Origin of the sequence: Algoriphagus namhaensis (genome assembly GCF_042649705.1) — a bacterium.
Classification (GTDB): Bacteria; Bacteroidota; Bacteroidia; order Cytophagales; family Cyclobacteriaceae; genus Algoriphagus; species Algoriphagus namhaensis.
Genome location: NZ_JBHRZS010000002.1, coordinates 250,068 through 264,489, shown reverse-complemented (window position 1 = coordinate 264,489; position 14,422 = coordinate 250,068). Strand labels below are relative to the sequence as shown.

Here is a 14,422-nt window from a genome sequence, read left to right as displayed (position 1 = left end):
TATCAAAATAAAGCCGAGACTTGCATCCTTCCTACGTGAACGATCCGATCAAGTCCTTGAGAATTTCTGCCTTCATAGACCATATTTAGTTGTAAACCCTCGCCGATCTTTTGGAGCCAATTTAGGCTCCAGGTGATATTGGTTCCTGGCGTTAAAGCTTGCAACATTTCGTAGCCCACAGGTGAATTTGCTATCCCGTTGTAATCAATCTGAATCAGCTGAAAATTACCAGTAAGGGTAGTTTTGATCGCTTTGGCATAGCGCAGATCTAGCCCCACTTGATGGGTTTGGGCGGTTTCGTCAAATTCCAGATTGGCTATATTTTGCTTATTGGCAAAAGAATAAGAAAAGGTACTTCTGAAATACGGGCTTGGCTGCCAGGCGAATTCTGGCCCAAGCAAATATTGATCGATGGTATAATTTCGATTTTCTAAAAAATCAGAGGCAGAAACCCGGTCTCCAACTGAGCCCAGAAGCCGCAAAGTAGCCACTGAATTAAAATTGTATCTAAGGTTAAGTTTCCAATCCTTTTGGATCAAATCCTCAAATCCTCCGGAAAGTAATTGCTTGAATTGACTATCAAAAAGCGAAAGGTCAAAGCCATATTTGGCGGAAGCCCGGTTGAAGAAAAAACTGGATCGAATCACCTGCCTCAGCCGAAGAATATCTTCCCGATTGATCCCGCCAATAAAAGGATTGACCCGATCTCCAAAATCATCCGAGGTCACCTTTTTCTCAACGCTCAAACTGCTGGTATTAGAAAACCTGTGCAGAAACTGCCTTAGCCCGCCCGCGTCCTTCCATGTGTCTGGAAACCGGGCTTGAAATCTATAATTAAGCAAACTTGTGTAGGCTTGGACGTAGATATCTGTGGGCACAAAAATTTTAATGTATTGCTTTTCCTCTGGGTTAATGGCCAGATAAAACTCATTGAGCTGCTGAATTCCATCCTTATTATCATCGCGCCAGGTGTGGGTACCATCTCCATTGGGAGCTAGGATATAAACGAATTCCCGCTGAAGCTCCCGACCGTTGCCAATAGCATAGCTAATATCATTTCGGATCAAATTTTTACCTAGACTGCCTTGATAATCCAGCTTTCCCATGACCGTAGATTCGGTTGGTAAATCACGAAAAACATAGCGAAGCTCCCTATAGGTGAAGGTGCTCGATAGATTGTGATTTTTCCAGTTTTTCCGAAAAGTGAAATTACTCGTAAAAGCCTCGGTATCATTCTGAAAAACTCCTTGAAATGGCGCACGATCTTCTCGCCAAGCTGCATCGACTAAAAACTGAAAATCTAAAGAATCATTACTCTTCAAGAAAAAAAGATGCTCTTTGAAGTTCATGGCAGTACTCAGTACCGAATCGGTTTCAGTATTGGTCAGCGCATTTCGGTCGGTAGAAAACTGATAGCCCGGGACAAATATCTTTGAAGTATAACTCAATCGTCCCTGGTAGCGTAGCCAATCAGATTGCAGGCCTACCTGATTACTATTTAAAGTAAATAGGTCTTGCTCGACTAAAAATCGCTCATTGAGGTACATTTTCCAGTTGGCTGTCTGTTGATATCCTGTCAAAACATCCTGCCTATTCCTCAAATAAAGACCGTATTGGAAGGTGTTTTTGGCGTCCTTTTCCAAACTAAATCCTGCCCTAAAAAGTCGCTCCGCTGCAGGTGTTTCCAGTGCCTGAGGGTCCAATCCCCAGTCACGATCAAATTCGATGTATCGAAACCGATCGATAAAGTTGAAATTGGTGGAATTCAACTCAAATTCAGAATCACCGCTAAAGGTATAGCCCTTCAAAAAACCGACTTTTCTGTCTCTGGAGCTCAGGCCAAGTTTCCAGCCCAGCCCCTGATTATTTTCATCGTCTATTGTGGAGAAAAGATTTTGATCCACCGAGGACAAAGCAAGCTCAGTATAGACTGACTCATTCGGATTCATTTTAATCCTTGTACCCGCTGTGACCATTCGCTTGCTATCAGGTGCCGGAAGCTGAGTTAAGATTGAATAATTCCCCTGAGGCTCTCCGTTTACTCGAGGGATGTATTCATAGACAGTTCCATTGGCGAGTTGGCTCTGCCTGCGATAGTCGCCCCTACCCTGCCCAACTTGAGAAAACGAAAGGACAAAATGAGCTCGTGTCGGATCTGTGGAGTACCTGTAATAGATGAATGGTCTGCCAGCTTCGTCAAACTCCTCAATTTTTTCATACAAAATCCGATTGGGATCGTAGGCTATGCTGTCAATTCTCGGGATTCGTGCCAATTCGGTCTGATCTCCTACGGACGCCAAAAGCCCCAATTCCTCTTGACTGAATTCTGTAAATAGAGGTCGATTCCGATTGTCTTGCTCTTGATAATAATTCAGATAGACCTCTACATCTCCATTAGTTTGTGAATGGTTTGCTCCGATAATGGACCGGCTATAGTTTCGCTCCGCAAATTCGAAATCCACTCGAACTCGAGAATATTCCGTGATCAGCACCTTTGGGGTAAAGGTGATTTCGGCCTGATTGTAATCAATCACATAATCCTCATTAAAGCCTCTCTGCAAAAGCTTTCCATCCAGAAACACTCGCTCCGAATTTGCCATAATTATGACAAAACGCTCATTTTGTGGGCCATTGATAAGATAAGGACCTAGCACTCCCTCAATAATCGGGAGCTGAATTGAAGCAAATTTCCCTTTGGCTATGGAAGCAAAGCCTTGGCTACTTGCAGTCCAGTCATCCGAAAGTTTATAATTTGAAGTGAATTGCAAGCCCTGTACGTTTTTGTAATACCTCAGAAATTCCGAACGTCTTTGCTGCAAGACTACATCGCCAGCAGCTAACCGAAATTTATCTGTATAAAGCTCAATCAAGACATTGTCAAAATCCTGAATTTGCTGAGTATTCCCCTCCGGCTGGAAAGGAACATTCTGATCAGTAATACTTGCCCTGATTTTTAGCTCATCGGTGATATTTCCTTCCAGTTGCAGGTTTAAAGCAGAATTGACAAACACGTTTTGGGTATTCCCAAAGGAAATCCCCCGGGTCAGGCTACCTGTTTTGTATAAATTTGTAGTGGGAAAAAGCTCTTCACGAAAGTCAAATCCTTCGCTTTGGAGCACTCGGGTGTCCCGAAAAACTGCCGTAGAATCGTAATCACGACTGAGAGATCTTTTTGCCGTAGGCTGATCAAATCTCATTGCAAAGGTACGGTAGCAAACTTCCAATGAATCGGGCATGCCAGATTTCACTTGCATTAACTGGAGACGATTCCCTTCTAGTTGATAGGCGAATTCGTAAGATTTTCCAGATTTATCTCGAATCGTAATGCTCTCCTCCACCACGGAAAGCGAATCCAAAACCAAGGATGAACCGAGCTCAGACGTGGAAATCCATCGACACTTCTGCTGAGCATGCGCTGCACCTGCCCAGAGCAGCCACAAAACACAAGTAATCACCCAAATCCGCATAACTAAATCCTGCCTGATGCTTCTAAGGTAAACAAAAGCACCTTATTCCGCTAAAGGGAAAGTGAGGTAAAAGGTCGTTCCTTTACCAGATTCCGTTTCAAACCAAATCTTTCCCCCTGCGGTCTCTACTCCACTTTTTGCGATAGCCAATCCAAGGCCCGATCCTTGACTTTTGGTACTAAAGTTTGGAATGAAAATTTTATCCTGTAATTCCTTTGGGATACCCTTTCCATTGTCCGAAATCTCCAAGAAAACAGCGGAGTCGCTCATCCAAAGCCAAACCTTAATCACAGGCATAGTATCCTCTTCGACAGATTGGATTCCATTGATCACCAAATTCGTAATCACTCGCCCAAAGAGCTGATCGTCACCCATGATGGGGATGTATTCGGTATAGGAATCATCCTTGAATTGAAGGTTTACTCGGTCATCATTGGTATAAAGTTCTAGCACCTTCAAAACCACCGATTTAAAATTCATCAGCTCGTTTTGGGGTAAAGGCATTTTCGCAAAAGTGGAAAATGAGGAGGCTATCCCACTTAAGGCATCAACCTGATGAATCAGCGTATTTAAAGATTTCTTGAGTCGTTCTTTTTCCTCCGTCTCACCTTGCCAATCCAGTCGCATCAAGTGCTGAAGTGTTAATTTCATAGGCGTCAGAGGGTTTTTGATCTCATGGGCCACTTGCTTTGCCATTTCTCGCCATGCGGACTCCTTCTCAGTGGATGCCAGCACCTGCTTACTTTGTTCGAGCTTAAAAAGCATGTTGTTATATTCATTCACGAGCATACCGATTTCGTCTTTAGTCGACCAAATCATAGGCTCATTGTCTTCTAGATTCGTAGCCTTAAGCTTTTGCGTTAGCAGTTTAAAAGGAAAAGTGAGATTTTTCGAAACGAAATAAGAAACGATCAAAAACAAGATGAAAATCACCACGAATGCATTGAAAATATTGCTCAGCACGTCAGCTACAATTGCATTGAGTTCGGCTTCAGATTCGAAAAAAGGAACTGCTAAAATTCCGGTTAGTTCTTGCCTTTGGCCAGACAAAACCGGCAAATAGACGGATTTATAGTTTAGGTTTCCAATTTTTTCCTGAGCCAAAAACCTATTCAGGTTGTTTTCTTGAATGGCAGCAATTGCCGCTGGGTTAATAAAATTGGATAGAATTTTCTTTTCGAAAATATTTGGTCTATTGGTTGAATAAAGGCGCCCATCCAAAGAATACAGGTGCAATTCGCTACCCGTAGTGTTAGCCAAATAAGTCACCTCTTCATCCACGACATCCTTGTTGCTATTGTCCAGCTTAAGGTTGGTTATAAAACTATTGAGGTTCCCTCGGATCAATTCAGCCTTCTGCACGTATTGCCGATCCAAGTCATCCCTATAGCTATTGGCCAATAAGCCCAGGGTAATAATACTGATGATCAGAATCGGAAAGAAAAAGGCAAAATTCAGGTAAAGCTGAAGCTTGGTTGAATAGTTAAAAACAAAATTCTTGTATCCTTTTAACAGAGTGTTAATAAGAATCGTAAAAAATGTCAGTAGGACAAAAAGAACGAAATGAAGTGAAATATTCCCTGCGAAATACGCAAATGGAACAGATGGAGACGAAACCACAATGAGCCTATTTCCATCAATTAATCCCAGATGATGATACCCACCTTCAATAACCCCAGATTTCTGAAGATCGGGATCGGAAAGCAGGGAAACGAATTTATCGCCTGAATAATTGAAGCTACCTACACTTGATACCAATTCGTTTTCTGTGAAGATGGCATAGTCAAACTGGGTGGGATCGAGCTTCTCAGAATACTTCTGATCCAAAAGCAACTTGGGATAAACACTTGTAGGTTGAATATTCATTTGCCGTAGCTCAAGCAAAATGGTGCCTTGTGGGTAGTCATCTTTACTCATGGGCACAAAGCCAACAAATCGATTGCCATCATTGGCAGACTCTCCACGGATAAAATATAGCCCACGCACATCTGTGGCATAATCACTTTTGATCACCTCATTACGAATATCTTGAAGCGAACCTGAGCTCAATGGACCAGAAATTCGAGAGCCTGAAGTATTAAAAATGGTTACACTGATTTCAAATTGATCGAAGTAATTGTCCAGGTAAACCTTGCGGATTTTAGTTTCTATGGGATCTTTTGAAAGTAATGGATCGGCAAGTCTATTTTGAATGAATAAATCTGATTTGATCCTCGAAAAAATTTCTCCCAAGAAAAACTCGGTAATGATATCATTCTCAATCAGATTCTGATTTATAAAGCGTTTTTTGGCATTGAGAAGCTGCTGTTGTTCCGTTGCTCTTGTGCTGAAGCCTGTGATGGCCGCCGCAATGAGTGATGCAAAAAAGAATGTGTAAAAAGTATTCAGACCTAGTTTGAAGACATTTTTAGAAAGCTCAAAACGTAAAACAACATAGAAGAAGGCTAGGTGAAGAACCCAAACTAGAGCAATCCAAAACTGGAAAACAACCAAGACTAAGGCAATAGGAACCCCGATTGCCAAAAGCAACTTGGTGTACCTAGCCCAGTCTCTCCTCATACTTGCGATCAAGCTGCAAAGCGAGACAGTGAACAACACATAGGCTGCACCCCAGATAAATAGCACCAAATAGCTGAATATTTGAAAGGCATCCAGCGAAGGAAAGTTTTTAATATCCAGTGCCCATTGGGAATTCAAGATAATGTCCCTCGGGATCTGCCAAAAAAAATATAGAAAGATTGAAGAGATCAAAAAGCAGAGGGAAAAGAGAATATTTACTTCCGTATTAGAAGTAAAAATCTTAATCCGCTCATGCATGTCTTGAGACGATAGCTTGAACAAAATCAAGACAAAAATGAGTCCTAGGCAGATCGAATTCAGCAGCAAATCTCCTAGACTTGGGTTAAACCAAGAGGAGGCGTAATTCAGTGGATCAAAAAGCTCTAGCCTAAAAAACGCTCCCGGGAAGTCAAGTAATAGCATTAACAGCCTAAAAGCCAATACCACTAAGACCGCATAGCCAATGGCTCGCCAGCCCCTTCCAGACTTCCATACTTTCAGTACAAAGTCAAAGCTCAACAAAAAGTAGAGCAAAAATACCGAGGTAAAGAATAGTAAGATTACCGGGTTACCAAGCTTCCCAGCTGGCCTATAACCAAGTAAGAAATTAACTCCAAAAATCGGATCGCCTTTGGCATTAAGGATTTGATAAGAACCGGCAGCTGGATCGGTAAAAAGTTCAAAGCGATCGTTTCCGAATATTTGAGGATTAGCTCCAGTGATCAGGTAATCATTGGCAATACTACCCGGGAAAACCAGGCGAACGGCATGAACAAGCCAATATTGCTTATCATTTCTTGAGATTTGGCGGGTTTTGACCAGGAACATTCCGAAGGGGTCTTCGATAAGTTGATGGTCTCGAGTTCGGTCTACGGCGGAAAAATCAAAGCTAAAAGTGAAGTCTGACCAAAACAAAACCTCATTTTCATCATCAAGCAAAAAGAAAGGGTAGCTGTGCTCTATTCTTCCGACCGTCTCAAAAGTCACCGAATCCTCGGGACGAGCGATCATCAGAATTGAAATAAAATCTTGATCAAATTCGGCACTAATATCGTCCACTCGCTCTTGGAGATCCTCAAAATAGACCTGCTCATCATTTTTCTGGAAAAAGAAAAAGTTGAGAACTAGAACTAGAAGTAAGGAGAGTACACTTGCTAGAATGATCCAGCGTCGGACATCGTGCGTCATTTTAGCTAAAAATAAAAAAGCAAAGTCATCATTCAAACTTTGCTTCAATTATCCTCACCGCAGAGAGAGTTTTGCATTTTTCCGTTTAGCCGATCTATACCAGAAAAAAGCTACCACCATTACCATCAAGTAAGGCATTACAAAGAGATAGAGAATCCCATTATTCAATCCTGCACCGATCGAAGTGTCTCCATTGCTCACATTATTTTCCACGGACGCTCTACACATGGCACATTGCGCTTGCACGCTTGCCTGAGTCAAGAATCCCACCACATAAACGACGATTACTGCAAGTACTCTTTTCATAGTCATTTCAGTTTAATGAATATAATACGGACTGATCATCAAATAGACCACCACCCCAGTAACGGTGACATAAAGCCAGATCGGAAAGGCAAATTTAACCACTTTTCTGTGTTTTTCCCGCTGATCAGTCAATCCGTAGTAATACGCAAACAAAATTGGAAACAGTGCTACTGCTGCCAAAATGATGTGGGTAATCAATAAAAAATAATAGACTGGCCGAATCCAACCCTCACCACCAAAGGATGTGCTTTCTGCAGCACCGTGATAAATCACGTATGAAACCAAAAAGATAGCCCCCAAACCAAAAGAAGTGGTCATCGCTGCTCGGTGCATGGCTATATTTTTATTTTTGATAAATATGACGCCAGCCACAAGAGCCACGGAGGCAGCGGAATTAATCACAGCATTTAAATGAGGAAGAAAATATACCCACTCCACCCCAGAGCCAATCTTGGTTGGCATAAATAATAAAACAGCCACTACGACAGGTATTAAAATCGAAATTGCAATGAGACCAGATTTTACTTTTTTCTCATTTGCCAATAAGCCTGAATTAATCTTTTCCATGCAAAAGCACTTTTGTTTCTAACATTAATAAGTCCACATCCTCCCTATTTGTTCCGGAATAATAGCCCCTAATCCTTCCTTGTTCATCGATTAGAACAAATTTATCACTATGAACAAAATCATCAGGAACACCCATACCGTCTATCGTAGGCAATACAAATCCACAGCGGGCTAGTTGATAGGTTTCAAGCTTATCACCGCTTAGGAAGTCCCATTTGCCCGCCTGCGCCCCATGCTCATCGGCATAGGATTGTAGGACTTCTGGTGTGTCATATTCAGGATCTATACTAATCGATAGAATACGAACGCGATCTTCCTCCCTAAACATATCATTTACCCGTTCCATCTCCTTGGACATCACCGGGCAGATACTTGGACAAGACGTAAAGAAAAAGTCAACGATAGTAATTTTTCCCTTCATGTCTTCAGACCCTACCAACTGATCATTTTGATTAGCAAAAGCAAACTCAGGAATATAATGCTGAGTCGTATCGGTAATGGGGCACTCTCTAAAAGGATTATCAACTCCTTTTTCGAAATATACCGGAAGGTCATACTCATTGTTCCCAAAGCTCTTGAGAAACATGAAAATCAATACGGGAATCAAAAGGATGCATACTAAAACCATCCCTTGAAGTAATCTTAATCCTTTCATAGTCTTGTAACAAAAAATAAGGTTGAAGTATTTCCTCCAACCTTATTTTTTTTTAAAATACTTGATTTCTTTCCTACCAACGCATCATAAAGATGTCCGATCCTTCTTTCGCAAGCGCAATCAGCAACCAGACCAAGAAGATCAATGGTACAATGATGGAGTAGAACAATGGCTTCACTTCATCACCCAAGTGCATGAAGTCCATCATAATATACTTTGCTTTCCAAATGGTAAGCAAAATAAACAAGACATAAAGTAAAATCCCTCTTGGCATGGTGAATGCCATCACGAATTCTGCTGCGGTGATCAATGCCATGATCAATGCAGTTTTCCAAATTTTCTTGATCTTCTCATTATTGCGAGGGGTAACCTCGAGAGTAGACTTATTTTGTTGAATATCCATTTCAGTAAATATTTAGCTTAAATAAGATAGAATAAGGTAAAGACAAATACCCAAACCAAATCCACAAAGTGCCAGTATAGGCCAATTTTCTCTACCATCTCATAGTGACCTCTTCTGTCATATACTCCTACAGCTGCCTGGTAAAAGCAAAGGAAAAGAAGGAACACACCAATGGTCACGTGGAATCCGTGGAATCCAGTAATAAAGAAGAAGAGTTGCGCAAAAGTTGCTGGTCCGTACTCGTTGACCGAAAGATTCGCACCAAACACCGTTTCTGTAACGATCTGGCCCAAGTTATTCACATAGGTCATCACAGAGCCTGCATCTGTACCGTGGATAAAGTGATTCCACTCCCAAGCTTGACAGCCAAGGAACGTAGCTCCACCAACAATAGTCCAGAGCATCCACTTCACTACATCATTTCTATCATTTCTATGTCCAGCTTCAACCGCCAAAACCATAGTCACTGAGCTAGAAATCAAGATAAAGGTCATGATACCCACAAACACAAGTGGGGCATGGAATCCGTGCAAAAATGGAACTGCTTCAAATACCAATTCAGGAATAGGCCAATATTCATTGGATCCTACAAATTCTTGAGCTGGCCCAGCATAGGCTGGATAGGTTACTCGAGTAGCAAGATAAGTAATCAGGAAGGCGGCAAAGGTGAAAATATCAGAAAGCAAGAAAAACCACATCATGAGTTTTCCATAGCTTGCTTTGAGAGGCTCGTTACCACCTCCCCATACTCCTCTTTTGGAGCTTACACCAATTGCAGTAGAATGCGCAGACATAAGATATAAATTAGAACTAGGTTTTTTTAATGATTCAATAGCAAGAACATGAACAAATATAGCCAAAGACCACCTAAGAAATGCCAATAAGTCGTGGCCATTTCCATGATATTCATAGATTGTGAATGAACTTGATATCTAAAGGTTGAAATTAATACAATAATCAGAAATATCACACCGCTGATCAAATGCAGTGCATGCAATCCAGTGAAAACATAAAGAAAGGACCCTGCTGGATTTCCAACAAAAAACACTTCACGATCCACTAGAGCGACCCAGCTGTACCATTGGCCCACGAGGAAAGCAATACCAAACAGAACCGCCAAGTAAAGAGCAATCCGAAGTGAATTGAGATTATCCTTTTTGGCAGAAATATAGCCCCACTGCAGAAAAACACTACTTAATACCACTAAACCAGAAGTAAAATAAAAGATCTCTGGAAGATCGTATTCAAGCCAGTTGCCCTCTGATTGACGAACAATGTATGCACTCGTCAAGGCCGCAAACACCATCACAACTGTCACCATGAACAACCAAAGCGCAAATTTCTTTGGGTGCATGGAGATGGGCTGCTCCACCATGTCTACATACTTCAATTCTTTCTCCATTTCCATTTTTACGGCATTTTATCTAATAAATAGGAGATCTGTACAATTGGCAAATACAAGAAAGACCCAAACATTATTTTCAGGGCTGATTTTCTCGATCCATCTCTCATCAGAGAGAAAGTTTGTGCTAAAAAGAGCACACCACAAATTGTAGCAATGATTCCTGAATTGAGACCAGTCAACCCAAAGTAAGTTGGCAACAAGCCCAAAGGAAGTAGAAACAAAGTATAAATCATGATCTGAAATGCGGTATTCAGATCCTTTCCTCCCCCACTTGGCAATAGCTTAAATCCTGCTCTTTTATAATCCTCATCACTTACCCAGGCAATGGCCCAGAAATGAGGGAATTGCCAGATAAATTGTATTCCGAAAATGATCAATGCTTCGTACGTGATCGCGCCAGTGGCAGCCGTCCAACCTAAAAGCGGAGGCATAGCCCCAGGAATAGCTCCTACAAACACAGCAATAGGCCCCACTCTCTTCAACGGAGTGTATGCAAAAACATACAATGCCATACTAAGTACTCCTAGGAAGGTGGTAAGCGGATTGGTGAAAATCCAAAGAAATCCAATGCCTAAGAAAGCCAACAGCGTGGTGAACAAATAGGCCTCAGAAAGAGAAATGATATTCAAAGGCAAAGGACGATTCTCGGTACGCTTCATCAGCTTATCGAGATCGCGTTCCATGATTTCATTGGCAGCGCCAGACGCACCCGTGATCAGAAAACCACCCAAGGCAAGACCAACAAAGTTTGGCCAAGAGAAGGTTACTGATGAATCACCGAGTATAAAACCGAATACCGCAGAGAAAGTCACCAAAGCCGACAGACGGAATTTGATTAACTCCATGTAAGCCTTCACTCTAGTTTTAACCCATTCTAATGAAGATGTCCCTGCAACGTTTACTGAGCTCATTTCAATTTTTAATTTAGACTATATTGCTGTTGCTCTCGGAGCTGCAAATACAGCAACACCTGAACACCAGTAATCAAACATCCAATCAACAGATGAAAAGGCTGAAGAAATGCCGGGATACCGAAGTAAGCCATACCCATTCCTGTAGCGATTTCAAGGATGACAAAAGCCATCAACAATTGAGACCACAGATTAATTTGTGATCGCCTCAAAGTGTATTTAAATGCCCAAACAAAATACAAGATGTGAACCAGAAGTATACTTAATGAGAAAGATCGATGAATAAGGAAAATCATTCCCGTGCGATCGATCCATTCATTTCGAAGCATATTCCCAAGACTCGTTGCCACCGCATCTATTTGCTCACGCACTTGAGTACCTAAGACTATTTGAACTAGCATTAACACAATCCCAAGGATCAATATCCATTCAACCTTAGCAGGCACATCCATTTTCACGGATTTCCCACCACTTAGCACATTGGATAAATGATATATCCATACAAGCAAGCCTACCAAAAGAAGCGCAAGCATCATATGGAATGTGATCATCCAAGGAATGAGATTAGTTGAAACCACAAGTGATCCAATCCAGCCTTGAAACAAAACTAGGATTAAGGAGGAAACAGCAATGATTGGTATCCTGCGATCTAGCTTCCACAGTGGAAAAGACTTCCATACGGTAAGGATGATCAGCAAACCTATTACAACACCAACCAACCTATTGAGATATTCAATCCAAGTTTTGGTAGCATTGAATTCCTCTTCAACTAATATGGACTTATCATTAGCAATTTTATCTGCCGTATCGCTAAGCCCAATGCTATTCAATGTTGCTACGAACCTTTCGTTCTTAGCTAATCTTTGCTCTAAATAAATTTCCTGATAGTTGTCGGGAAGTTGATCTACGCTTGTTGGGGGGATGATGCTACCAAAGCATTTTGGCCAGTCAGGGCATCCCATACCAGATCCAGTGCTTCTCACCACACCGCCGACCCATATCAGGAAATAAACAGCAATCACCGTGATCATACTCACACGGCGAAAGCTGATGATTATATTATTAAGATTGTGACTCATTAGGAACCAAAATCTCCTCTTCGTCTTTCATGATTTCAAGCTCTGCTTTCACTTGCTCTTGTTCATGAGGTAAGTTAGATTCTGGAGTAGCTGACAACGGAACAGTTTGAGGAATAAAGTCTTCCTCAGCTCCAGGCTTAGAGTAATCATAAGGCCATCTGTATACCGTAGGAATTTCTCCAGGCCAGTTACCATGTCCAGGGTGAAGTGGTGTAGTCCACTCGAGCGTATTCGATCTCCATGGGTTCAAAGTCGCTTTTCTCCCTCTGTACATACTGTAGAAGAAGTTGAACAAGAAAATAAACTGAGCACCGAAAGTAATGATAGCAGCTACAGAGACAAACATGTTCAAATCTGTATACATGTCAGAGAAAGCAAAGTTTGTCCAAGAATAATATCTTCTTGGGAAACCAGCGATTCCGATATAGTGCATTGGGAAGAATACCATATAAACACCCACGAAGGTCATCCAGAAGTGGATATAACCTAGTCGAGCATCCATCATTCTACCAAACATTTTTGGGAACCAATGATAAACACCAGCCATCAAGCCGAAGAATGAGGCAGATCCCATCACCAAGTGGAAATGTGCTACTACGAAATAGGTGTCGTGCAACTGAATATCAATAGCAGAGTTTCCAAGGAAGATACCAGTTAGACCTCCTGAAATAAAGAAGGAAACTAGACCAATTGAAAACAGCATACCTGGAGTGAAAATCAAGTTACCTCTCCAAAGCGTCGTCAGATAGTTAAATACTTTCACTGCAGAAGGCACCGCAATAATCAATGTCAAGAACATGAAAATCGATCCCAAGAATGGATTCATTCCGGATACAAACATATGGTGAGCCCAAACGATAAAGGAAAGAATTGTAATCCCAAGCATGGAAATAATCATCGCCTTATATCCGAAAATTGGCTTTCTAGAGTTTGTTGCGATAATCTCAGAAGTAATACCCAAAGCAGGAAGCAATACGATATATACCTCAGGGTGACCTAGGAACCAGAACAAATGCTGATAAAGAACAGGGCTACCACCGGTATTTGGCAAAGCCTCACCTCCAATGTAAATGTCAGAGAGGTAGAAGGAAGTACCAAAGCTTCGATCAAACACCAATAGAAGTGCTGCAGCGAAAAGAACTGGGAAAGAAAGAAGACCAATTACAGCAGTTAAGAAAAAAGCCCAAATGGTCAATGGAAGTCTAGAAAAAGACATCCCTTTTGTTCTCAAATTAATTACTGTAGTGATATAGTTGATACCACCCAGCAAAGAGGAAGCAATAAAGAAAGTCATTGCTACCAACCACAAGGTCATACCCAATCCAGAACCTGGAATAGCTTGCTCAAGAGCAGAAAGTGGTGGATAAACTACCCAACCTCCACCAGCAGGACCAGTTTTAATGAACAAGGAAATGAACATAACCACACTGGACAAAAAGAAGAACCAGTAGGAAAGCATATTCATAAAACCTGAAGCCATATCTCTAGCTCCGATCTGCAAAGGAATCAGGAAGTTTGAGAAAGTACCACTAAGACCGGCAGTCAATACAAAGAATACCATAATAGTACCGTGCATGGTGACTAGGGCCAGATAGAATGTAGGATCCAGAGCTCCAGTTTCATCAATCCAGCCTCCTAGAAGTGGTCGTAACCACTCCAGATCCATATCTGGAAAACCCAACTGAAGTCTGAATAGAATAGAAAGGAATCCACCTATGATTGCCCAAAAGATACCAGTAACCAAGAATTGCTTACCGATCATCTTATGATCCGTGGTGAATATATATTTTGTTACAAAATTGTCATGATGCTCGTGCTCATGTGAATCGTGAGCGGCTTCATGGTTTGCGATTGATGCTGTTGCCATAATCTAACTTTGTTA

11 protein-coding genes are annotated in these 14,422 nt (G+C 41.6%); all 11 read right to left on the bottom strand.

Translation table 11 applies throughout. The features are described 5' to 3' along the window. Positions 1 to 2: 2 nt before the first annotated feature. On the bottom strand, positions 3 to 3,467 hold the full coding sequence (locus tag ACFOSV_RS01205) for a hypothetical protein (RefSeq protein WP_377902547.1): 3,465 nt from the start codon (positions 3,465 to 3,467) through the stop codon (positions 3 to 5). A 42-nt stretch (positions 3,468 to 3,509) separates the two neighbouring features. Continuing rightward, positions 3,510 to 7,214, bottom strand: a complete 3,705-nt coding sequence (locus ACFOSV_RS01200; protein WP_377902545.1) for a sensor histidine kinase — start codon at positions 7,212 to 7,214, stop codon at positions 3,510 to 3,512. 54 nt (positions 7,215 to 7,268) lie between these two features. Further along, a complete protein-coding gene (locus ACFOSV_RS01195) occupies positions 7,269 to 7,520 on the bottom strand; it encodes a hypothetical protein (protein WP_377902543.1) in 252 nt (83 codons plus the stop codon). A 12-nt stretch (positions 7,521 to 7,532) separates the two neighbouring features. After that, complete coding sequence (locus tag ACFOSV_RS01190) at positions 7,533 to 8,087, bottom strand: DUF420 domain-containing protein (protein WP_377902541.1); 555 nt, start codon at positions 8,085 to 8,087, stop codon at positions 7,533 to 7,535. Then, positions 8,074 to 8,742, bottom strand: coding sequence for an SCO family protein (locus tag ACFOSV_RS01185; protein ID WP_377902539.1), 669 nt, complete (start codon positions 8,740 to 8,742; stop codon positions 8,074 to 8,076). The genes ACFOSV_RS01190 and ACFOSV_RS01185 overlap by 14 nt, the downstream gene beginning before the upstream one ends. A gap of 73 nt (positions 8,743 to 8,815) precedes the next feature. Continuing rightward, the gene (locus ACFOSV_RS01180; RefSeq protein ID WP_377902537.1) at positions 8,816 to 9,145 is read right to left on the bottom strand and encodes a cytochrome C oxidase subunit IV family protein; all 330 of its coding nucleotides are present in this window, start codon (positions 9,143 to 9,145) and stop codon (positions 8,816 to 8,818) included. Between the two features lie 17 nt (positions 9,146 to 9,162). Next, on the bottom strand, positions 9,163 to 9,939 hold the full coding sequence (locus ACFOSV_RS01175; RefSeq protein WP_377902535.1) for a cytochrome c oxidase subunit 3: 777 nt from the start codon (positions 9,937 to 9,939) through the stop codon (positions 9,163 to 9,165). Between the two features lie 26 nt (positions 9,940 to 9,965). Further along, the gene (locus ACFOSV_RS01170; protein ID WP_377902777.1) at positions 9,966 to 10,547 is read right to left on the bottom strand and encodes a cytochrome c oxidase subunit 3; all 582 of its coding nucleotides are present in this window, start codon (positions 10,545 to 10,547) and stop codon (positions 9,966 to 9,968) included. An 8-nt stretch (positions 10,548 to 10,555) separates the two neighbouring features. Beyond that, entirely contained in the window at positions 10,556 to 11,461 is a 906-nt protein-coding gene (gene cyoE, locus ACFOSV_RS01165; protein ID WP_377902533.1) for a heme o synthase, read from the bottom strand. An 8-nt stretch (positions 11,462 to 11,469) separates the two neighbouring features. Then, complete coding sequence (locus ACFOSV_RS01160) at positions 11,470 to 12,540, bottom strand: COX15/CtaA family protein (protein ID WP_377902531.1); 1,071 nt, start codon at positions 12,538 to 12,540, stop codon at positions 11,470 to 11,472. Next, positions 12,524 to 14,407 carry a cytochrome c oxidase subunit I gene (locus ACFOSV_RS01155; RefSeq protein ID WP_377902529.1) on the bottom strand — a complete coding sequence of 628 codons (1,884 nt, stop codon included), beginning with the start codon at positions 14,405 to 14,407 and terminating at the stop codon, positions 12,524 to 12,526. Before ACFOSV_RS01155 ends, ACFOSV_RS01160 begins: the two co-directional genes overlap by 17 nt. Between the last annotated feature and the right edge of the window lie 15 nt (positions 14,408 to 14,422).